Here is a 24733-nt window from a genome sequence, read left to right as displayed (position 1 = left end):
CCGGAAAGCCGCGATGAACCAAAAACAATGGTGGTGCTGTGGTGGCAGTAAGTTAAATTGGCAACTTGCACATCAACAAAGCCGATACTTAAAGTCATCGGCAGAGTTAGGAGTTACCCCTCAACTATTGAGTCGCATCCGCGCCCTTTAACCGACCTTTCGGCTGATAAGAGGTGGCAATAGGCACTAATGCAATACATTGCGTGCAATCACAGCAGAGCTGGTGGCTAAATAGAAACCATTAGCTATGCAGCACTTAGATCAGTTATGTAGTGCTCAAAGGGAGCTTAGTATGACATTTAAAGGACTAATCAGAGTTTTACTGGGCAAGGTTGAGCACCCAATCATTGTATCTCCATGCGACTTCGAGGCACTGTACTGCCTGTTTCCGAGGCCCATTACCTATGTCGGTGAAATCGAAGTCAGAGTGCAAGACTATTTTGATACGCATGTTTTAGTTGATGGGCTAACTCAAGAATATCTCTTAGGGAGTGCTATTGATTATCTATATGAAAAACAAGATGAACACAGCTTATTGGAGGTAGAGAAGCTAGAGCTTAAACATCTTGAACTGCGCTATCCACATTTTTTTAACCATCAACACCCAACTTGGTTGCTCACCTCGAAATTATACTAGCCTTAGAGCACCTAAACGCTGCTTATGTTACATTTCCGTTACACGCTAATAAACGACCTAATTATGCAAGGCATCATACATGTACTCTGCGTTTTCAGTTTCATTTACAATGGCAAACGTGCAACAAACTCGCTTCAACATTGAGTGCCCGAAAACAATCACTGTTAGTGCTAATTTATATTTGTCTAGTTCATCAGTCTGATAATCAAAAGGAAAACCTTCTACGCCTAACTTGCCATCTATAATCAATCGACACACTTCAACCAGCTCTGACAAAGTGCAGTCCCATGATGATGCCAACTCGTCAAGCAGGCAAGCTTTTGCGACATCCACATTATCGAAAATAAAATGGTTGTTTCTTTTTTGCTCGGAAAGAGAAGTGCTACTTTCCTTCTTTACATATCGTTCAACAAAGGCCTCGATAACTTGCGAGTAAGGCGAACTCGGGTCAATATCTTCATTAGAATAGTTCCAGTATTTATCCGCGACTTGTCTTTCCGTAGTTCGACACCCCAACACCTTCGGCAAGTATGTGCCAACCGCCCCTTCCCTTTTCAGACATGAAGATACTGTAAAGCAAGACAGCAAGTTCTGTTTTAACTGTTCAATCCTGTTAAGAATCCAATCCTTTAATGAGGAGTTCGCTGCGTCATCCATTGGCGCAACCTCATCGCAGATGGCATATAGGGCCATAACGCCGATTATCAAGTTAACAATCCGGTGTTTTCCATCAATTATGACATTCGCCTGTAATAAACCTTCCCCTTGGTCTAAGGGCCTCACTCCATAGACTGCTGCGGCGATAAGCGCTCCCTTAAAGTGCATTTTTTCAAGGTTCTGCGGGTAGATATTGAAAGAGCGCACCATAGTCGAAAACGTTTCCTTGATCTGCTCAGCATCATCGCAATAGTCACAGTGAAAACCCGGAATCAAGAAAAAGCTGTCATTGCTTCCCAATAGCGACTGTAGTGTTTCTGATCTGCATTCGAGTGACTTTCGCGCCCAATCAGCATTAACAGGAACAATACTAATACCCAGTGCTCGATATGTTTGTCTTAGTTCTTCGGCTTCAACATAATGGATTACATCATGATAATAGCGTGACAATAGCAGGCGATCTTGACGATGAATAGCGGATAAGCTCTCTAGGCTCATAGCCTTATCATGATACTCGCGAGCTCGCACTGAGTAACCCGCCTTCCAGAAAGTCAACGCCGACAAAAGTAGGGTTCGGCAACTAAAATCATTGTCCATGCTAACCTGCTGTGTCACATGGTTCATTGCGTCCATGACACTGGTAACAGCATCTGAGCTCTGCCGCATCTGCATGTAAGCCGAAGGTAGGTTGAGTAGCGCCTCCTCGTAACTTATTGCCACTTCCAAAACCACGGCCTTATGTTTGATCCTGAGGTAGTCTTGTCCAACCGAGGAGCGCCACTCCTCCTTTGAACGAAAACTCGTAATTGCTCTCTCACAGTGATTCACAGATGCTTGATAGTGCTGTGCATGTAAGCAATACTTGGCAAGTGTAGCGTGAATGATGACGTCACCAGCTGCCGAGCAGTGTGCATCCTTTTGGCTCAATACGTTATGAATGGATAATGCCATCTCCTCAGTGTGCACAGCTCGTTCATATTGCTCCATTTCAAAACAAATTAGCGCTTTTATTCGAAGGTGCTGAATGTACGTTTCATTCCAAGCCTGAGGGTTTTCTTTCAGTAGAGGCTTCATAGCCTCCATTAAGACAGTGCTAAGCCGCATCGACTCATTGTAACGATCGTAAGTCCGAGTTGTCAGTGCTCCTTTTGAGTACTTAGCTTCATCGGCTTGAGTTAAGCAATAGACCATATTCGAAGTGAGACCTTCAATGTAGTCGTTCCGCCAAAAATCGGGGTTACGATAGAACCCTTGCTCTCTGATGCTAAAGGATTCTTGTCGTTCGCTATGGTGTGACGACTTACGGGAACACAGATATTCATCAGTAGAGGCAAGGGCCAATAGCGCCGAAGCTTTGAGCTTGGCCCAGCTTTCATCATTCTCTGTTAGCTGGTGTTCATAGCGCCCAATAATTTCAAGCGCATCTTTACAAGTATCATGGGCTTTTTGAAAGTCATTAATTGAAGAGTAAAAGTCATCCACCAAATACTCTGATAACGTTACGAGGTGGTAAGCATACCTCATGTCTAGCTCTGGGCTAGTTCCCGTTTCATGGTACTGCTCAAAGACCTCACAAACTTTTTCCTGACAATGCTTTGCTCGCCACCTCGCCGGTGCTTTCAAAAATAGCTTGTACTTGCAATGCAGCAATTCACAGTAAAACGCATAATGCTCCCCTGGGTAACGCTCAAAATAAGTCGAATAAATCCTAGACGTCTCGAAAATAGGCAAGCTGCTTACTAATCCGTGGTTTAAGTCAAAACAAGCGTTAAACCAATCAATGCGATTTTGAACAAAACGCTTTGCCCAGACATTGCTATCCTTCTTTAAAGCCTCCCTCAGCAAACGATCTTTGATGAGTAAAAGGTTTAACACTTCATCTGCATCCTGTTTGGCCAGGAGAGCAATCGGTTTGTCACTAACAAAAGGCGCCCCAATAGACTCTAGCGTTTCAAGAACCAGCTCATAAAACGCGACCCATGATTTTTCTTTCGGTGTACCACACACTAGACTAAGCAAACTTTCTCGTTGGCTAACAAGGTAGTAGTTCAACAAGCTATGGTAATGACGGTAGCTTTCCTGCGGCGAATCCACACGGCGCAGGAGCTCATACACCTGCTCGATGATCGTATAGTGCTCTTCCTGAATATAGAAGTTCGTCCCTTTTCCAAAGACGTGTTCTTGCATGGGGATAAGCAAAGGGTCTCGTGTGTTTCGAAGGGATTTTAATAACGTTAATACATTGTCTGGCGAAAACTGAGTGCCAAGTATCGATGAAAAAATCAAAGTATTTGCTGCGGCGTTACCATAGTCATTGAGATACAGCTTAAGGTGATGCAACCTCTCTTCAAAAACTGCGTACGTTGATAGATTGAACCGCAGTGTATCGTGCACTGAAGAGGCTTGTTTGAACGCGTCATGATACTTACTACGCAAGGATTCAAACGTTCTTTCCATCGTATAGCGAATACTCGTCACATCGTCATTGAATCTGATAGGCTCAACCAAAATTAATTGCTCTGCATCCATGCCATCGTATAGCCTTTGCTCACAAAGCATGTTGATCGCTTCAATTGCAAACAAAGTATTGACCGTCTCTGCATTGGAACCCGATAACTGAGAGATAATCGCCTGACTTAATTCAGCCGCTTGCTGTTGATTGCCGGCGACGACCTTCTCGATAAATGCTTGAAGCTGAAAACAGTCGAAGCCTCTAAGGTGTAGGCTACTTGCTTGCGGTGTGAAGATCCCCTGAGCATACTCGGTATCATCACTACCGAAAGTACCAATCGCCTTTAACAATGACAGCCTAAAGGCATTCTCGTCTTTTGATTCAGCGTGGACCTTGTACAGCGTCGCCGCATCACTAGGCCTCACCGAAGTCACTACGTAAAGGGAGTAATGCTTGGCAAGATGAGTTAGGACGTATTCACTGGAACTTTCATCAATCCATTGAAGATCGTCAATAAAAAGCATCAGTGGCGAGCTCGGGTCAACCAACTTGCACAGCAGGCTGATTGCTTTATCGAGTTTATTAAACTGTTGCTGCTTGTAGCTGCTGTGCTCACCATTCAAGTCACCGCTGCCCACTTGTTTGGTCTTCTCAAGCACAGATCCCACATCAAGACGCTGCTTGACTGCCAAACCGGTATTGATGAAGTTGTCTACGTTACTAAACACTTTACCAATGGCATCGACAACCAGCTTTTCTTTATCCAGATTAAAGAAATAGTCGAGGCTCTTTTCTTTCCAGTTTTTTAGCTGCTCTAGCCTTGCTGCCTCCTCGAGAATACTTTGCTCTAAAGAACAAAGCCCTGTATTGAGAGAGCTGTGTCCGTTCTCGTTAAGCATGGAAAGCACAACGCTGCGCTCAGGCGCAATGTCATCGATATGCTTTTTAATGAGAGTGGTCTTTCCAACGCCGGGCTCACCGCTCACTGCCATCATAGTAAATCCCGAATGTTTCTCAAAGCGGTCTCGAAGCGCTTGCAGTTCACTCTCTCTCCCAATAAAGTGAGAGTGCTTTGCAGCCACAGTGGGTACTTCATTATTTGGGCTCACTAACATCGCGTAGCGCTGCGCGAAACGGCGCTGCTCATCAAGAAGGCGTTTCTTAGTTTCTAACGCCTTGGGCACTTTACCGTAGGGCTGGCACTCCTCATCGCAATGCGCGTAAACCACAGAGAGGCCCAAATGCATGCCCTCGTCTTTTCGGTGTTTTGCATATGACAGTAACAACGAGATGATCGCTAAAGAGTTATCATCGAGCCTGTGAGGGTTTTTCACATAGAGTAGTTTCGAGGAACCAATGGAGGTGGCGAGCAATACCTTAAAAGTCAGCTGAAAAATATCGTGCTTCCCGGCTTTACTAAACGTCTGCGAAAGTAACTCTAATTCCCCTATCGCCTCACGACTTAGACTTAATGGACGTTTAGGCTGCTCGCCCGTCATCCTTGCCACGCCATTTGCAATGGCATCTTGAATTAAGCCCTCAACATTACCCGTGATTTGGTTAGAAACATCAATGGTTTCTGTGAGCGTATTGAAGAGTATGTTTGAAAAACGTTCGCCTAAATCGTCAAAGAGAAAGTCCACCCCTTTGTCAACATAGGTACCAATAAACTGATTGAGTAATCCGCCAGTCCCTACCGCAAGTCCGGTACTAATAACCTCTCGGACGATCTCAACGTTTTTAATATTTTTGATTTCATCTTGAAGCTGCTCAATCAAACTCTCCAAAAGAACAAACGGCTCTGTGCCTTCTTTTATTTGTCCATCTATGACAATGATGTTCGTCGCATTTCGCTCTGAGTTGGCGTCATACATCGCTTTTGCAAGAAAATAAGAAACATCGACGCTCGATTGCTCGGGTTTGGGAGCAATGGCGTCCATTTCTTTTTTGTTGAGTTCGATTAAGAGAGGCGTATCTAAGGACTTGATAAGCTGCCGCTGATAGCTGATTAGTTGAGACTTAGAGTTCATTTATAGCTTTTATTCTTTCAAGGTTTGATCCATTACACCAGACGTTCAGAAATATATCAAGAATATGAAATCATTGACTTTATAATAAAAAACTTAAGCCTTGGGCGTACAAATATCAGAACGGTACGCAAAGAATATTTAGTGCATTTCACGAATACAATTTCTCGTATTTGGTCAACAACTTGTTGACCAAATAAATATTATGATGGTTTTATACATGCAAACACGTTTTGGGGCAAAAATGAGTTATGTCACTACTCATTTTTGCCTTTTTCATTAGCATTAAAACTCAATCTATCGACCGTATTGCTCAATAATAAAGTGCTCAAAATCATCACACATTTGGTCATTCGACTTTGCATTATTCGCTAATTCAGTTGCTCCATCAACGATCGATACCTTCGCATTCAAATCCGCGACTGGTGCACGTTCTCTTGTCGACAGCTGTTTGATTTTTTGCTCCTCAATCGCCCAAGCCTCCTCTGGCGATAAGTTACACTCGTCAGCGAGATATTTGGCATTAAAACCTTCCCCAGTCAGGCTTTCGATTGTACCGTTATGGTTCACGCTATTGCCTTTATGCCAATAGTGTTTCGCCAACAAAGGCCCGATCTCTGGGTTATCTGTTAAGTAACCAAACTTGTCGGTGAAATAAGCTCGTGTTTGATACACCGCCATATGAGCCAATAGATAACCTTGGTATGAGCAAGATGCTTCATCAGACAATAAGTGAGGGATCGCCATTAATGGGCGAGGGCTACAAGCTAATCCAAGAATCGTTTTCTCACTGCTACGAGCAAGAGCGGTGATCTTTTCAGGTGTCAGATCTTCATCCGCCAATTCGTAAAGTGCTCGCTCGAAATACGGAACCACTAAAATGCTGCGTTCTTGATAGGCTCTGAAGGGTTGTTTGTTATCGATGATTGCTTTGATTAACTCGTCAGGTACTGCTTGGCCATCTGCATTAAGCGCGTATTGTTTGAGCCAATCGGCGTCATTCAACAAGCTGTCGCAGAACATGGATTGAGTTTCGGCATAAGCCATCGAGGTTGGTGCAAATTCTTGAGAGAAACAAGGCGCGTTCATCTTAACGTTGGCGAAATGCGCTGCGTGGCCGCCCTCGTGAAATAGCGTGTTGATACCATCATAACCGCTGCCGATTTGGTCGGGCTTGGCGTTGCTCGTGAAGTTAACTTGAGCCGCAACCCAAGTGTCTTGATCGTAGAAAGAAGGGATAGGGCCATGGCAGAAGCCATTAGGGTACTTACCTTTGCGATCAAGCAGATCCAATTTTAATGTCGCTTGAGAGTATTCGATGTTTAGGCGACCAAATGATTCGATCCAGCGTCGAAGTGACTTTGAGAATGGAACATAAGGATCAAGATCATTCATAACGTCACCTGCAAAAGAGTAGGTAAAGTTATGGGCTTGAAGTGCATTCTCGCCTTTCTGCTCAGCCAAATTGGCTAGGCTTTGCTGATGGCTATCACGCGTGCGTGCTTCGAAGTCATCCAGAATCGTAAACAGTTGTTCTGTCGTCATCTGTTCGGTTTTTACCACCGAGTAATCAAAGAAGGTTTTAAAACCCAGTGATTGAGCAAATTGGTTACGTTTTTTGATCAGTTCAATAAAGCCGTTAGCCAGCAGCCATTGCTCTAAACCTAATAGTGCTTGATGCGCAGAAAGCCTAACTTGTTCATTACCATTACTTCTAACGGCTGAACCTAAAACGGGCAGTGACCCTTCTGTTTCATCGCCTGTTTCATTTACGTAAGTCATCACGTGATTCTGTTTTTTCTCAAACAGTTCAGCCTCAAACTTTATGAGTTCGGCTTTAAGCTTCTGTGACTGTTCAGACTCAATAGCGTGAGATCTAAAGGTCGCTAACCAACCATTCAAGCCTGTCAGTGTACTCTCTTTTTCGAGGGGATCTTGAATTTCATCGATAACAGCGAGTTGCGTTTCGATAGCAGTAATCTGTTCGGCAGAGCTAAGAAATTCCGTCCACTGAGTCTGCGCGAGTGTCGAACCATCGTGGTCGTCACTGATCCCCATATATGTATCCCAAAAGAAGTCTTCTTTCGCTTTATGAGTCGCAAGATACTTTTGATTCAATTGGTTGAGATAGTTCGTTGCAGTCATGACATTCCTTGAAAATTAACCAGTAATTTCAACATTATGACACATTCATTGAATGTATTTTGTGATGATAGATATAACTGAATGCAAGTCACAGCCTATCGGTTTACTTTACAGCGTATTAGTGATAATTAATTAACTGTTAATGATTTATAATTAATTAACTGTTAATGATTTGTTGTTTGCTAGTATTAATTAGAAATAGTTCGCTGATTTATCCAGCCTTTTATTGAGTAAATTGATGTACTCAAGGTCAGCGTTTTTGTAAGGAAGAGGTTTAGGATGGATCCTATTTTATATATCGAAGTTGGTGGTGTTGTTTGGCAAGTATTCCCTGATGGTACTTGGCTTCAATTACCTGCTACGCAGCCAAAAGTTGAAGGCGTGCAAGTCGTCAGCATTGAACCTCAGAACTTACAAGAGGCTCAGCCCTTAACTGCACCACAAATCGCCGCAGTTGAACAACAGTTGGAAAAGGTGGTCACCGAACTCGTCAACAACATTGAAAGCGCACCTCAACAGCCTAACTCAGTAAATGACCAACCTAGTTCCAGCGCCTCATTTATTGTTTATGTTCGTTCCACCTTAGATGAAACGCTCGCTGAGGCGGGTTTTGATACGCGTCCTGCAGAATATGCCGACGAAGATACAACCTCGAATGAGGGTAACCTTGATATTCTGTTACCTAGTGCACTATTAACCGTTGATATTTTGGATGGTGGAGACGGTTACGAAAATCAGTTTGAAGTACCAAGTGTCACGATTACGGGCACGGCAGTGGATGTTCGAGACGGGCGTACCGTTGTTCTGACCATCACTGATGTTAACGGAAACACAGTAACCACCACAGCCATCACAAGCGATGAAACGTATGTCGTCAATGGCGTCGACCTCTCTTCATTGGAGGAGGGGGATCTTCAAGTCGATGCTGTCATTGCTGATGATTTTGGCAATAGCATTGCAGCTAACGATTCCACAATCAAAGACACATTAGCCAACATTGAGGTTGACTTCGATGGCTTTGGTGATGAGTTTTACAATCAATTTGAAATATCGAATGGGGTGCTAGTTGGTACGATTGCCAATGTAGAAGATGGGCAAACCATCAACATTTCAATTACCGATAGCCAAGGAACGATACAAGAATACACAACGGAAGTATCCGGCGGAACTTGGACTCTGACTCTTCAAGACTACTCAAGCTTTGCAGAAGGTGAGCTAACCGTTGTTGCCAATACTATCGATATTGCTGGAAACCCTACAACAGCGACCGACACGATCGTGAAAGATACGCTAGCGGACATCACCGCTGCGGTTGATGATGGTGGCGACGGTGTCCTCAATAGCTTCGAAATTCAGTCGGCTAAATTCTTTGGTACGGTACAGAACGTAGAAGATGGCCAAACGGTCAATATTCGTATTTCTGACAGCACAACGAATGTCATTGTTCTGACGGCAACTGTGATTGATGGTGCTTGGTCAGTTGAAGGCGTGGATCTAACCAGCTTTTCCGATGGTGGCATTCAAATTGAGGCTGACACTGTTGACGTTGCCGGTAACCCTGCTTCTGCAAATAGCGCAGGGCAAATTGTTATTGATACTGTTTCGCCTGTTATAGACATTGATACGCTAGACGGTTTTAGTATTTTGGCATTTCGTGGCGGCCAACTTACAACCATGCAAGGCACAACCAATGTTGCCGAAGGTCTTCCTGTTTATATTGAAGTTAATGATGGCTCTCAGACTCTTGTGTTTGAGGGTGTTGTTGATGCATCAGGTAATTGGGTTGTTGAAAATATAGATGTCTCGTCCCTAAACTTGGCGTCAGAATGGACGGTTGATGCCAAAGTTTTCAATACGGTAGGCAATCAAGCTATCGATGATATGCCAAGCATTATACTGCCCGAGTCGGTTGTGTTCTCAGAAACTGTTGTCGGGATTTTTGGAAATCAAACTCAGATCTCTGATATTCGCATCGATTATGCTGACTTCTCTTTTAGCGATGATCAAAGCATCGCAGAGTCACTAACTTCTCAAACCCTATCGATAACCGTTGCTGTATCGGCTGATAAACAAAGCCTCATTGGCACACGAAGCGATGGGCAAAAAGTATTCGATGCGTCAATTTCCGGCAGCAACGTAAATATCAATTTTTATAAGGCGATTGATCAGGAAGCTGGGTTAGATTCAATTCTGACGGCTTTGCTCATCGAAGGTTTGCAAACCGATGCTGATGGTACAACGGAGTTAGTGATAGGACGTTTGCCTATTGTCATCAAAGATTCTGAACCTCTGGTTTTTGATGAGTCTTATCAAATGATCGAGGGTGAGATTGCGTCAGGGAACGTGTTGAATAACGACATCGATTTGGATACTCAACTTACGATAAAAAGTGTTGAAGTTGATGGTACGACCAAGACGATTGTTGGTGGCTCTCCGGTTTCATTTGCTACTAGCGAAGGCACCTTGACCGTATTTGCGAATGGCCACTGGACGTTCGTCGCCAACAGGAATTTGGACCACACAGTTGATCAGAACATCACCTTCAACTATGTTGCTGGCGACATCAGTAATGATTTCGGAAACGGCACTGCGGTCATTGATATTTTTGATGGTGATGCAGGGCTAGTTGTTGATGGGACAACGACCAGCTCTGAAGGTGATGTGTCTGATGGAATTCAAACTGTAGTCGGCCAGTTTATCGTTTCCGCTGGATCAGATAATCCAGATCCCGCTTCTATTGTATTTAATGCTAATACTCCGGTGCAGTTAGACGCCTTGGGCTTGACGACCGGAGATGAGAACTTTCCTCTAACCTACACGTTAGCGAATGATGGTAAAACGATTACCGCACAAGCAAATGGTGAAACGATATTCACGCTAACGTTGAGTGCAGTCGCTAGTGGTATCGATGTTCTAGCAGATGTCACATTAGTGTTAGAACAGCCTATCAACCACCTGTTCAGCAACGACTCCATCACCCTGCCACTTATTATTGATGGAACGGATTTAGATGGCACTTCTTTAAAACAAGGGCAATTCGACTGGATCATCCAGGATGGAGCCGACCCAATATTAACTTCAACTAGCAATGCTGCTGTGGACGAATCAGATCTTATTCACGGCAGTGTTTCAGATACTGGCACTTTCAATCTCAACGTCGGAAGTGACTTTGTTGAGTCTGTATTTTTTGATGTTGGAGATCAGCCGCAGTTGTTTAGTGGGGGTGTACAGATCATCTATGTGGTCTCTGCAGACGGAAATGAACTTACTGGTTATGTTGGCTCTGAAAGTGCTGAAAATAAAGCGTTCACCTTGAGCTTTACCTCTCTGTCAGGTGAGACCGATACTGATGTCACTTACACCTTTGAACTATTCAAGGGCCTCGACCAAACGAATGGAACCGACCAAATTCCTTTTGTCATCACAGCAAAAGATGATGACAACGATGAAACTCAATTAACCTTGAACGTCTCGATTACGGATGGTGGGGAGCCTACGATTGGCTCTGGCATGGTCGAGTTGAGTGAAAACCCTGTTGCTGATACAACCCCGTCTGGTGTTGGAACAACAGCGAGTGCAAGCTTAGCCGTGAGTGCGGGCAACGATCCACTCGTGTTCTTGGGGTTAGATGTGACAACTGGCCAAGCCGTTCTTGATAGTGACGGTGAGGCGGTGACACGTAATGGTGAAGCATTGTCTTGGCGAGATAATGGGGATGGAACGTTTGATGCGGTATTGTCGAATGGCGATGCTGTTTTCCAAGTGAGACTTCCTGAAGATTTTAGCTTAGAAGCCAATGGTTCCACGAATGTCACGGTTGAGATTGATTTGTACCAGTCAATAGACCACGGAACCGGTGTGAAGGACACAGAGCTGTCGATTCCAGCCTCAATCGTCACAATCGATTCAGACGGTTCACGAGATACACAAGAATCTGATATTAAGATTTACGATGGTGCAAACCCTAAAATTACTGTTATCGGAAGCATTTCTGTTGATGAAGACGGTCTGCTTGGAGACAGCGAACAGGTTGGTGTTGAAGATTCTAGCCCTTCGTTAGGAATCATCGAAGGTTCCGATGATGTTGTCTCTGTGACGGTCGACACCGCTGCGTTTGATGCACTTTCATATTCGAGTGCAGGGAAAGACATTTCACTGCAAGCTGTCGATTCTGATGGTTGGTATTACGGTCAAGATTCTGATGGAAACAATATATTTAGGATTCGTTTTAATACTGACGGGACAACAGAGTTCGACCTTTATGCACCTCTCGATCACGCCAATGCTGATGGAGAGAATAATCTAGCCCTCAATTTTGAATTGGTGGTCAACGATGCGGACGGCGATAGCTCTGATCCGGCAATTTATTCTGTCAACGTAACAGATGCTGTCCCAGTTGCGCGTTCAGGGGCAATTGAAATGGTTGAGGGTGATGACCTCAATGGACAGTTCCTAACCGAAGAGTTCGCAGGTGCCGATGGAGCAACTATTGTAAGTTTCGATTATCGCGGTACTACCTACACCTTTGTGGATGCTGATACTCCAATAACCATTGATCTAATCAACGATTTTGACAGTGGTAGCGTATACGGCCAATTTACCCTTTCACCTGATGGTAGCTATCAACTAACCACGAATCCCAATGTAACGACTAATCCTGCCGATCCTAAGATCGTCGATGATATTGATTATTTGGTGCGAGATGCCGACGGCGATGAAGTGGTAAGTAACGCGGAGCTCATACTGGATGATAACGAAGGTTTTATTCGTTATGAAGATTCTGAAACCACAGAAGACAATGACGCGATTATCGTTGTAAGTGTGGCAACCGGCGATGTCGACCAAAGCGAAACCGTTACTGCTATCGAGTTCTCAGAAGCATCGCTAAACGGTGGTAGCTTGTACCTTGATGGGGTGTTGCTTCAAGTTGTAGACGGCAAGGTCACCTTGTCTGGAAGTCAATTGGCAGCGATTGATAGTCAGTTCACTGGGCCTAATGGACAGTTGACTTATCGTCCCGCGCTTCATGAATCCAATACCACCTCAACGGTTATCCTAGCGATCAACGCAATCATTAGCACTGATACGGATCCTAAAGAACTGACGGCTGATGTTGCAGTGTCTGTTTTACCGGTGGCTGATGCACCGGATTGGTCGGCTTCCGTATTCTCCTATCATTCAGTAGAAGATGACTCAGACCCAGTCAGTTTGGACATAACAGCTCAGCTGGTGGATCAAGATACGTCAGAAACATTGAGCTACCAGATTAGTGGGATTCCTGACGGCTTGAATTTGACGTTAAATGGCAACGCAGTCAAAGAAGGGAAATCTTACACACAGGCTCAGATTGATAAAATGGAAATCAGGGCTGACGACAACCTAGCGGGTCGCTTTGAGTTTGAGATTACTGCGGTTGCAACAGAGTCTGGCAATTCATTCGCTGACCCAGATGATAAAACGGCAAGTATTGTACATACCGTTACTGTCGATATTTCACCTGATGCTGATACTCCTCATGTGTCTGTTAAAGACTACAAGGGACTAGAGGATGAAGCTATTTACCTCAAAGACGTTATTGAAGGCGCTTTGGCGGACACCGATGGTTCTGAATCGTTAACTTATATTATCCAAGTTCAAGATGGCTGGTCTGTTGAAGGTGATGGTACCGCAAAGATAGGCAATAATTCCTATTCAGTCACTGCCGAAGCTATCGCCAATGGTGTTGCTTATATTCAGCCTAAAGAAGACATCAGTTCCTTTACTGAAGATCTGTCAATAGACGTAACAGCAATAGCGACTGAGTCGACGATCGATTCACTTATTCCTATCAATGGGCAAGCGTCAAGTGATACAAAAACCATCAATATCTTTTTGAAAGGTGTTGTGGATGAACCTATCGCGGTAGACGGTGGTAATGGTCATTGGCAATACGACAGTGACAGTAAAGTCATCAGCAACCAATCGGTCTTGAATGAAGATGGGTTAATACAGCTCGACTTCCTCATACAAACGACGGATGACGATGCTTCAGAAGAGATCAACATACTGCTTACTAACATTCCTGAAGGCACTTTGCTGGTGGATGCGTTGGGTGAACCAGTATCGCTGACGATTGCGTATGTTGATGATGTGACAGGGCCCGTATTCCAAGTCTCTAACGCTCAACTGGATGATCTGTATCTCAAGCCAGTTCTTGATTTTAGTGGTGAATTAGAACTCACCGTTATTGCTATCTCAACTGAGCCCGATGGTGATTCGGGCGAGTTTCCTATGACACTTAAAGTAGAGCTAGCGCCGGTCGTTGATCAAGAAGACGGTCAAGTGGTCAGTACTCAAGGCATCGAAGACAGTCAAATCGGCCTGAACCTTGAACCTTCAGTGAATCAGGATATTGATGGCAGCGAATCCTTGACGGGATATGTCATTGATAGCCTACCTGCAGATCTCACTCTTTATTTTGATGGGAGTGTTATTCAGGTCCCAGCTTCAGGCTTAGATTTGGATACTCTACTGGACTCAACAACGCCAACGCTTTCGGATCTTCTAAGCAGCGGCAGGCTTTCTGTTACAGCGACAGAAGATTTAAGCGGAACATTCTCAATTCCTATCACCTATGAAGTCACGGATACCTCTCCAACTGGTGCAACGGATATTAAAGATATTACCGGATCCATAAGCGTGACTGTTGATGCTCGTGTCGAGCTAGATACTCGATTAGAAGGCTCTACAGAGCTGTTACAGAGTACAGATGGCTCGCCTGTTGATATCTCTAACGCCGTGACGTTCGTCGACGCGGATATCGATGGGTCAGAGTACCTAGATTATATTTTGATCGAGATTCCCGACGGCTATTCGTTGATTGTTGAGCACCCTAATGGTGCTGCGCAAGATAGCTCTGGGAATTGGATCATATCGGCGGATGGGCTAACGAGTGACTCTTTCCAAGAGCTCGCAGCGTACATTTTAGATAATGCGACGATTTCCAGCCCAAGTGATACTCCGGTACTGGATATTGTGGTTCGTGCTCGTGTGATTGATGGCGAAGATTCGAAGTATATTGATACTTCATTCCAAATTCAGATCACTGGCCATGACGGCGGTGGCGGTACTTGTGACCCTGTTGGCCCACCAAGTCCCATTCAACCGGGTGGTGATATTAAGACTAATGAAGGTGAAGATATCGATTTAACGGGCTTGCTCAATACTAATGTAGCGAGTGACCCAGACAATACGATCTCTTTCTATATTCCTGCCGATTCTCTTCCTGAAGGCGTCGAGATTTCGGGTGATGGTGTTATTGCGGAATATGACGCGGCTGGCGAAGTAGTCGGTTACTCGATCACTGCCGATGGCCTCTCGAAATTGACGTTAACTGGATTGGACGAAGACTTCGCTGGGTGTATTGATTTCACGATAGAGACGATTGAAACCTCGCCGTGTAATGGTGAGACTGTAACGACAGCTCAAACTATTAGTATTCAAGTCTTGCCTGTTGTGGATGACATCACCGTTGCCACGGATTCGACAACGATTCAAGAAGACATCGCCACGGATCTTAATCTTGAGCTTGTTCTTGGAGATAGCGTTGAAGACGGTCAGTTAATCACGGGTGAAGGCAATAGTGCTACTGGCAAGGAGACAGTTAACTCTCTGACCATCACAGTATCAAATGGTGTAACACTATCGGAGAGTCCTGCTGATACTGGCTTGTTAGTTGATAATGGCAATGGTACTTGGACGGTAACGGATCCTAGCCGCTTGAGTGATGTGTTAGTTACGCCACCTGAGCATTACAGTGGTGAAATTACCCTCACTGTGACAGCAAATATTACCGATGAAGCGGATTGCGTGACAGAAACGGATACGCAAGATAAAACGACGGTCGTGACTATTACTGTTGAGCCAGTCGCTGATGCGGCGAACTTGATAACAGAGGATATTATCGGAGATGAAGATAATTACATTTCGTTGTCATCACTTAGCGCAGAGCTGATTGACCAAGATGGTTCTGAAAACATGTCGCTTTCGTTGAAGGGAGTTCCTGAAGGCGCAGTTGTCGCGATTAAAATCGGAGACAACTATGAGTTGGTTCCAAACAATGGTGCTGATGGCGGTACCTTCGATGGAAACCCTACCTATGAGTGGCAGTTAGATCCAAGTCAGTTATCTAATCTAGTCATTCTGCCACCAAGAGACTTTAGTGGTGACATTAATCTGTCTCTAGAGGCGATTACTCAAGAAATTGGTACGACGGATATCCGTTATACACAATCTGAATTTACTGTAGGTGTTAACCCTATAGGTGACAAAGTTGAGTTCTTCGATTTACCTGAACAGCTCACTGGAAGTGAAGATGATGGCATCGTGATTCCTCTTGATGCCAATAGCTTTGAAACTAACAGTGATGAGTTTTTAGCAATTACGGTAACAGTGAATGGAACTTCGGACCCATCAGGGTTAGTTGGGTTAGACCGAATTCGAATTGGATCAGAAACCAGTTCTTTCACCAGTGTTGGTGGCATCATACAGGCGACGCTCCTCGTTAAAGCAAGTTCTGTTGATGAGCTCGAATTCTTTGCAGGCGATGCGTTTGGTAACCTCGATATTACGATTACCGGCCGAACGGTTGATCAAAATACGGTACTCGGTGAGTTAGTGGTCGACACGGGTGACCCGAGCTCGCAAGACATGACGCTTATTATCACACCAGAGCCTGATGCACCGTTATTGAGCGTTGAATATTCTTCGATCGTGGCAGAAGCAAGTGGCACGATTCCTCTTGGTTTAGACCTTTCTCTTGTAAACCCTGCTGATTCAGAAGTGGGCTTCATTACAATTCATGATATTCCCGCAGGTTTGACGTTCTCACACGGCTCTATGGTCGATGGTCAATATGTGGTGGACTTGGCAGATGTGCCTAACCTAGCGATTACCGGGGGCTACAACAGTGGTGATCAATTTGACCTAACGATAGAGCCGTCTGCAGAGATAGGCAATAACCAAGCGGTCGGGTTACCCCAAACCGTATCGATTGAGTTTGTCGCTGAAGGGGATTCTACGATTACCGCGACAGATGATAACGATCTGTTGATTGGCGGTACAGGCTCTGACAATTTTGTGTTCGCATCTTCAGGCTTAGGGAGTGCAGAAGCACCAAGCTACGATGTGATTCAAGATTTTGATGCGTCTCCAGACACTGATGCAATTGACCTCTCGGGTATTTTGGGAAGCCTAGGGCTTAATACAGGGCTAGGGGCAACACAATATCTAGATTTAGAAGAATCTGGTGAAGGTGTGACCATTTCTATTAAACCTAATGGTGACGAAGACGTTCAACAAAACATCTTGCTAGCTGATGTCACGTACGACGATCTGTATCAAGGTGACAGTAGTAGTGCATTAGAAGCACAAATTTTACAAAAAATGATAGAAGACAATAATTTAACGCTGTAAGTTAGATGTACAGTCTATAAAAGGAAGTTTAGATTGGTAGAACAAAAAGACAGCTGGCTAGCTTGTGTTGAGTGGTTGTGTGAGCATTTTAATGTTCGCAGTCACCCTTCCAAAATAGTGTCTGGCCTACCTTTAAATGAAGGCAGGCTCAATGAATCCCTTTTTCCAAGAGCGATTGAGAAATCGGGGTTAACGCTGAGCCACGTTAAAAAAGAATTATTGAATCAATGTCAGTTCCCTGTTGTTGCTGTTGAGTCCGCGACAGGGAGCCCCCTTGTCGTCACTCAAGGTTCCGGTGACGACTTTCAAGTATTGGATTGCGAAACCAACTCAAACCAACAAACTTCATTAAAAGAATTGGTTGCTCAAGTCGAATCGTATGTTTGGCAAGTGGGTGCTCAAGCTCTCGATGATGCTCGCGTTCAATCCCATGAACGCAGCGAGAATAAGTCCAACACCCGTTGGTTGTGGCGTGTCGTCAAAGAAGTAAAACCTTGGTACAGAGACCTGTTTATCGCTTCATTCTTGATCAACTTGCTCGCGCTAGTCGTGCCTCTTTTTACTATGAACGTGTATGACCGCGTGGTTCCGAACCAAGCGTTTAACACGCTTTGGGTTCTGGCGGCAGGTGTTGGTATTGTTGTTATTTTTGATTGGGTATTGAGAAGCTCACGAAGCTCTGTGACTGACATGGCTGGGCGCTATATTGATAACAAGTTGTCTTCTCAACTGTTCTCTAAAGTGCTCGGTATGAAGTTAGAAAATCGACCTCAATCGGTAGGTGCATTTGCCAGACAGCTTCAAGATTTCGATAGCGTGAAAGATTTCTTCACTTCTATTTCTTTGGTCACGTTAGTCGACTTACCATTCACTTTGCTGTTCCTGTTCCTTATTGGTTGGCTCGGTGGCGCGATGATGTTTATCCCTGTTGCGATCATGTTGGTCTTGATTGTGCTGAGCATTGCGATGAAAGGTAAAGTAGAGAAAACATTCGATGAAACCGCACGTCTCTCGACACAAAGACAAGCCCAGCTGTTTGATTGCTTAACAACCCTTCCGGATATCAAGCAAAACAATGCTGAGGGTATTACCCAGAAGCGTTGGGAACAGACGATTTCGTCGCTCTCTCAATGGCAGACTCAATCTCGTCATTACTCCAATATCGTGACGCACTCTATTCAGTCCAGTCAGCAGATCGTTACCATCACTCTGATCATCTTCGGCGTGTATCAGATCTCTGAAGGCTTGCTGAGTATGGGTGGTTTGATAGCCGTTGTGATGTTGAGTGGGCGCGCTGCAAGTTCGGTGAACCAGCTTTCTCTTCTATTGCTGAGGTTCCAGCAAACACGTTCGGCCGTTGAAGGGCTGAATCAGATTATGGAGCTACCTCAGGAAGAGTCCAAACACCAAGTTATCGACAAAGGAGACTTTGATGGTGGGGTTAGGTTAGATGAAGTGACGTTTACTTATCCAGAGACTCAAAGCCCTGCATTAAAGGAGATTTCCCTAGAGATCAAACCGGGTGAGCGAGTTGGTCTTGTCGGCGCGGCAGGCGCGGGTAAAACAACTCTACTATCGATTGTTGCGCGCCAGTATTTGCCAACAACAGGACAAGCTTTCTACCAAGATATTGATGGACAATTATGGCCAACCAGTGTCTTGCGCAGTGGCATGGGTTGGGTTGGGCAAACCACAAACTTAATTTTTGGTAGTGTTTACGACAACGTCACCTTGGGCGCAACCAATGTTGACGAAGAAAAACTAAGACAAGCGCTACAACAGTCCGGCCTCAACGGTTATATGGGGCGCTTAAGCAATGGCCTTGAAACACCTGTCGGTGAGGGTGGTCGGTTACTTTCTGGTGGTCAGCGCCAAGCCGTTGCCATCGCGAGAGCTCTGTATCGTTGTCCAAAGTTATTGATCATGGATGAGCCAACCAGCGCGCTAGATAATCAGGCCGAGATTCAGTTCTTCAATGCACTTCAAAGTATGCCGAGAGAAACCTCAATGCTGATCAGCTCCCATAAATCTTCATTCTTGATGATGTGTGATCGTGTTGTTGTATTGGATAAAGGTCAAATCGTGGCAGAAGGTGAGCCTAAAGAAATTCTCTCTTTACAGAAGAAAAGTGTACCTAAAGGTACGAGCCGGTTTAAGACGGTATCTGTGGTGAAGGGAGGTCGTCATGAGTAATGATATTCAATGGACCAACAACCACTTAGCATTCCGCTCTCGAAAGCTGATTTGGTTGAGTGCTCTACTCATTGTATCAATTATCGGTTGGGCTACGTGGGCAACATTAGAAGAAGTCGTGATCGGTGAAGGTAAAGTCGTTCCAAGTCTTTCGGTGCAAACCATTCAGAGCTTAGAAGGTGGACTGGTTCAAGAGATCATGGTGCGACAAGGCCAATCTGTAGTGAAGGGGCAACCTCTAGCTAAGTTAGAAGACACACGTTTTAAGGCGGCGTTTTTAGAGTCGGCTCAACAAGCGGATACCTTGCTTGCTCAGCAATTAAGATTAAAGGCTGAGCTGTCGACGGTCGTTTTAAATAACGATGCGAAAGAGTGGTATGAGCGAGTGGTCTTGGTGCCTCAAGATATTGCGGTTGATGTATCAAGCCACCCTGCGTTAATGAATGCCAAGGCGAACTACCGAGAACGTTTAGGACAGTTGAAGTCTGAACTGGAAGAGGCGGCACTTCGTATCGAGCAACAAGACCAAGCTCGTGTCGATACGTTTAACAATATCCAGACTCTTGAAAGCAGCCTCGAGATTGTGATTCGTGAGCGCAACATGCTGAAAGACGTGGTAGCGAGCGGTGCTGTTGCGGAAGTTGAGCTACTTAAACTCAACCGTGATGTAGTCAAACTCAAAGGTGATATTGCTAGCTCAAAAGTAGCAGCGCAGAAGCAGATAGCTGCCTACTCAGAGTCGATAGCGGATCATCGAAGTATCGCTTTAGATTTTCGTACCAAAGTGCAAGGCCAGTTGAATGAAGTGGCGAGCAAGATAGCGCAGCTGAACGAAAGCCAGCAGGCGATTGCCGACCAACTCAAGCGTACTGAAATTGTCGCGCCCGTTGATGGCACAGTCAAAGAGATCTTTGTGCGTACCATTGGTGGTGTAGTTCGTCCCGGCGAGCCGATCATTGAGATCATTCCATCAAACAGTGACCTGATTGTTGAAGCGAGAATCTCTCCGCAAGATATTGCGTTTGTTCATAACGGGTTAGGTGCAACAGTCAAATTCACGGCCTACGATTTCGTCATTTATGGCGGACTTAAAGGCGAGGTGATTTACGTGAGTGCCGACGCCTTACAAACGGAAGACGGAAACGCCTATTATCGTGCCCATATTCAGTTAAACGAAGACCAGCAACAAAACTCTGCCTTTAGCATTATCCCAGGGATGCAAGTCGCGGTCGATATATTAACCGGAGAGAAAACAGTATTGAGTTATTGGTTAAAACCTATTTTACGAGCTAAGGAAAACTCACTTCGTGAACGATGAAGTGGGTTAAAGCATAAATATAAAAGGAAGTGTAATGCATTCAAAATTCTTACTCTCTTCTTGCTTGCTAATGAGTGGGCTGTCTCAAGCAGCTTCATTAGAAGAGTCCGTGGCCTTTGCCATCGACTATAGCCCAGAGATATTGGCGCAATACTCCCGATACCAATCGGTGGTCAGAGACGGAGACGCGGCGAGTGGTTTGTATATGCCGCAAGTGAACTTGTACGCGGCAGCAGGTTATGAAGAAACGCGCTACAACAGTGGTAGCAAACTTGATACCGATGATCGAGGCCTAACGAGAACGGAAATTGGCGTTAAAGTATCCCAGTTACTATTTGATGGTTTTAAAACCACATCGAATGTCGATCGACTGACGTTCGAAGCAGAAGCTGAGCGTCTAACTCTGATTTCGCGAGCTGAAAACGTATCGTTAGATGTGGTGAGAAATTACCTCGATATCCTAAAAGCAGAGACGCTACTTGAATTGTCTAAGCGTAATGTAAAAGAGCACCAAGAGATCTATCAAGATATCCAAGATAAAAAGAGCAAAGGCTTGAGTAGCAACTCGGATCTGGCTCAAATCTCCGCCCGTGTTGCGACGGCGCAATCTTCACTAATCGCTGCTCAAAACAACCTGTTTGATTTACAAACTCAGTACCTACGTTTAGTCGGCAAGCCTGCTGTGAACTTGGTTTATCCACGTTTTGATTATGCTTTGTTACCAAGTTCAGCACAGGTCGCGCTTGAACAGGCTGTCGAGAATCACCCTGAAATCCAAGCTTCTTTGCTTGATATTGATGCCGCTCGTAAAGAAATGCGCCGTGAGAAGGGGGATTACTACCCAGAGCTAAAACTTGAGCTTCATGCCAATAAGAATGACAACGTATCTAACCCGCCAGGCGGTGTCGATGAAGATGCACGTATCATGTTGACGATGGATTATGACCTGTTTAATGGCTTCTCTACCGACTCCAGGGTTGAATCGTCAGCTTGGCGAGTGGAAGAGGCAAGGGCGATCCGATTACGAACAGAGCGTGAGGTTCGAGAAGGTACACAACTGGCTTGGAACGCTTACAAAATGCTTGAGCAGCAAAAATCCTTACTTCAACAGAATGTTGATGCAGCGAAAATTGCAGAGCTTGGCTATATCCAGCAATTCAATGTTGGCAGACGAAGCCTTCTTGATGTACTGGATGCAAAAGTAGAAGTGTTTTTGGCTCGAAGAAACTTCATCAGCACTGAATATGATCAAACGTTAGCGGCTTATCGAGTGTTAAATGCGATGGGTATGTTGACGTATGCGTTGAGGATTGAACATCCAGAAGAGTGGCAAGGGGAGAATAAGTAATGAGATATTTTAAACTAGCGCTACTTAGCTCTATCTTGCTAATGGGATGTGCAGAAACGCCTGATACGACAATGACACGCCACCAAATTGATGACTTAGCGGATAATGACCGAGATGGTGTGATTAACCAGCGAGATCTATGTGCCGATACGCCAGAAGGTGTAACGGTAGACATTAAAGGGTGTGCTAATTGGAAAATTGTCGAAGATGTTGAAGTATTAAGTGTGGCATTTGATTTTGATAAGTATGACCTTAAACCTGATCATACCGCTGTATTAAATGAGTTGGTGCGTTTACTAGGAGAGCAGCCTGATGCTTCGGTTACCTTGGTCGGAGATACCAGTGCTGAAGGTACAAACGTTTATAACAAAGCATTGGCCAAGAAAAGAACTGGCGTGATTCGAGACGCATTGATTGATAGAGGCATCAATGGTGAGCGTATCTTCGAACAAGAGTTTACTCAGATAACCAGCTTAACTCAGCACCTTCACAAGCGTAAGCGCAGAACGATTGCGGTGATTAAGACAGAAAGCATGGAAGTGAATCCATCTTGGAACATCTTCACTTCAGAAATGCAGCTCGATAGTAATAGCGATGTTGAGTCTAAAACGTCGATTGATCCAGTAGGAGGCCAGTAATGAAACGTCTATCGAATAAATCGGGCTTACTGCTTGCTGCTGTACCTATGTTGTTCTCTGCATCGACGTTCGCGAATGATGCCAGTGACATTGGTTTGGTCGCGATTGAGCCGAATATGCAGGGGCTTGTAGAAGATCTGCTTAAGAGCCAAGAGATCGACTTAGAAATCTTGTTGAGTGACAGCGTCCCAGAACAGATGATCATGCAGCGCTCGCGTGTTGGTATCACTTCCAAAAAGTGGACTGACAAAGAGATGGCTAGGTTTGATATGCGTTACGGTTATAGGCCAACAGAGCTGATGTTTACCGCTGACGTGATTGCGATTCTAGCCAATGAAAATAACCCTGCGACATCAATCACCGTCGCTGAATTAATTGATGTGTTTGGTTGTTCTAACGATCCTAAACATCCAAAATGGTCAGCAAGTAGTGATATTCGTAACGGTGAAAGCCTAGATACTCATATGTTGCCCTTTGCCATTGATCACAACCTGAAAGGCCATACTACCTTTTCAAGTTGGGTCGAATGTGGAACAGAAGGAGAATATGCCCATACTCAGTTCTTAGCGGATTTACCTGATCTGATTAATAAGATTGAAGACGAAGATGCCGCCATTGGTTACACCGTTTACTCAGATCAGATCTCTGATGTGAAATGGTTGAGCGTGGTTGATAACCTAGGTGTGAACTACGACCTAAACAAAGAAACGATCCTCTCTGGTCGTTACCCGTTAGCAACGGTTTATTACATGTACTTGAATATTCCAGCGCATCGCAAAGGCTTTACGGAACAAGAGGAGTTCTTTGTTGGGCTTACCTTGTCACAAGATCATCAAGTCGTTTTGAACCAATACGGCTTCATCAGCTTGCCGCCAGAAGCTATTCAACGTAACAAAGTCAGATTGTCGCTTGAAGAGCCCGCTATTGAAGGTGGCTACAAGTAATGGGTATGCCATGTTGTAACCGTTGTGGGAGAGTGATATTCTCTCTTTCGTAATGGTTCTCAACGTGACGGATTACGTTATTCGGTGATGAAATTATCTAGCGGGCATGTATGCCCGTTTTTTTTCGCCTAAAATTTGCGACTCGAGCAGTTGTTTGTCGTTTGGTCACGTATAATGGACACTTCATATAGCGCTAAATAAGCCCAGTCGATGAAAATCTTTCAAGTTCTAATCTTGCCTCTAATGCTGTCCCTCAATGCTATTTCATTTTCAGCGCAAGCAACCGAAAGCTGGTGGTTAAGAACAGTATTTAACAGCAGCCCAAGTCTGCCGAATTCTCAAAACTATATTAATGATATCGAGTTGATGGATTGTGGTGAGATCGAAGGTACTTTGTTGTGCAGTGACTTAACCCAATATTACGACCTGGATGTGTATGTTGAACTGGAGTTGGGGGACTCAAGTGTCGAAACGGTTCGCTTAAACCTGCCATATTCGGACCTAAGTTACACAAAGCTTCAGGCATACCTTCGCCAAGATGGCTTTGCTCTCAGTTCAATTCGTATTGGTGAAGATGAATTCGATGTTACAGCTCAACTCGAACAAGCTCGAAATGAAGGTGTTGGTTTCGATAAGGTGGATAAACAGCTGGTCGAATTTATCAACGCGCCTCACGGTTCAGCAGAGCAACTGAGTGTGTGGAATGTGCCTAGCTTATCTTCTTCTAGCTCTACTTCTCCTTGGATTCAGTTACAGAGTGATGGTGACAACTTAACGGTTGAACTTAATCGTTTTTAATTGCTCAAATTTATAGATAGTTTCGTTATTTATTAGGCTAAACAAGCCTTTCAGGAGAACGGCTCGCGGGCAGACAGCAAGTTATAATTCATTTAAGTGTTCGTTTTTCTGCGGCTCTCACAT

The 24733-nt window shown here is 44.7% G+C and carries 10 protein-coding genes; 8 read left to right on the top strand and 2 right to left on the bottom strand.

The window, feature by feature from the left end; all coding sequences use genetic code 11:
- The first annotated feature begins 292 nt into the window (after positions 1–292).
- Positions 293–637, top strand: coding sequence for a hypothetical protein (locus AB4249_RS19200; protein ID WP_372104452.1), 345 nt, complete (start codon positions 293–295; stop codon positions 635–637).
- A gap of 57 nt (positions 638–694) precedes the next feature.
- Here the strand turns inward: AB4249_RS19200 and AB4249_RS19195 are convergent, their stop codons facing one another.
- Positions 695–5776, bottom strand: coding sequence for an AAA family ATPase (locus AB4249_RS19195; RefSeq protein ID WP_372104449.1), 5082 nt, complete (start codon positions 5774–5776; stop codon positions 695–697).
- Positions 5777–6070: 294 nt separating this feature from the next.
- Positions 6071–7918, bottom strand: coding sequence for a M3 family metallopeptidase (locus AB4249_RS19190; RefSeq protein WP_372104446.1), 1848 nt, complete (start codon positions 7916–7918; stop codon positions 6071–6073).
- Positions 7919–8197: 279 nt separating this feature from the next.
- On the opposite strand from AB4249_RS19190, the gene AB4249_RS19185 reads away from it, so the two are divergent.
- From AB4249_RS19185 to AB4249_RS19155, 7 genes are all read left to right on the top strand, one after another.
- Positions 8198–17371 (top strand): RTX toxin, encoded by a 9174-nt coding sequence (locus AB4249_RS19185; protein WP_372104443.1) that lies wholly within the window; start codon positions 8198–8200, stop codon positions 17369–17371.
- Between the two features lie 33 nt (positions 17372–17404).
- Positions 17405–19564 carry a type I secretion system permease/ATPase gene (locus AB4249_RS19180; RefSeq protein ID WP_108150883.1) on the top strand — a complete coding sequence of 720 codons (2160 nt, stop codon included), beginning with the start codon at positions 17405–17407 and terminating at the stop codon, positions 19562–19564.
- Entirely contained in the window at positions 19557–20882 is a 1326-nt protein-coding gene (locus AB4249_RS19175; protein ID WP_017059471.1) for an HlyD family type I secretion periplasmic adaptor subunit, read from the top strand. Before AB4249_RS19180 ends, AB4249_RS19175 begins: the two co-directional genes overlap by 8 nt.
- 34 nt (positions 20883–20916) lie before the next feature.
- Positions 20917–22230 carry a TolC family outer membrane protein gene (locus tag AB4249_RS19170; RefSeq protein WP_102333941.1) on the top strand — a complete coding sequence of 438 codons (1314 nt, stop codon included), beginning with the start codon at positions 20917–20919 and terminating at the stop codon, positions 22228–22230.
- Positions 22230–22868, top strand: coding sequence for an OmpA family protein (locus AB4249_RS19165; RefSeq protein WP_017059473.1), 639 nt, complete (start codon positions 22230–22232; stop codon positions 22866–22868). The genes AB4249_RS19170 and AB4249_RS19165 overlap by 1 nt, the downstream gene beginning before the upstream one ends.
- Positions 22868–23812 (top strand): PstS family phosphate ABC transporter substrate-binding protein, encoded by a 945-nt coding sequence (locus tag AB4249_RS19160; RefSeq protein WP_102333940.1) that lies wholly within the window; start codon positions 22868–22870, stop codon positions 23810–23812. The genes AB4249_RS19165 and AB4249_RS19160 overlap by 1 nt, the downstream gene beginning before the upstream one ends.
- A gap of 210 nt (positions 23813–24022) precedes the next feature.
- Complete coding sequence (locus tag AB4249_RS19155) at positions 24023–24610, top strand: hypothetical protein (RefSeq protein WP_017071598.1); 588 nt, start codon at positions 24023–24025, stop codon at positions 24608–24610.
- Positions 24611–24733 lie beyond the last annotated feature (123 nt).

This window comes from Vibrio sp. 10N.261.55.F4, assembly GCF_041470465.1.
GTDB classification, from domain to species: domain Bacteria; phylum Pseudomonadota; class Gammaproteobacteria; order Enterobacterales; family Vibrionaceae; genus Vibrio; species Vibrio crassostreae_C.
This window is presented reverse-complemented; position numbering and strand designations above follow the sequence as displayed.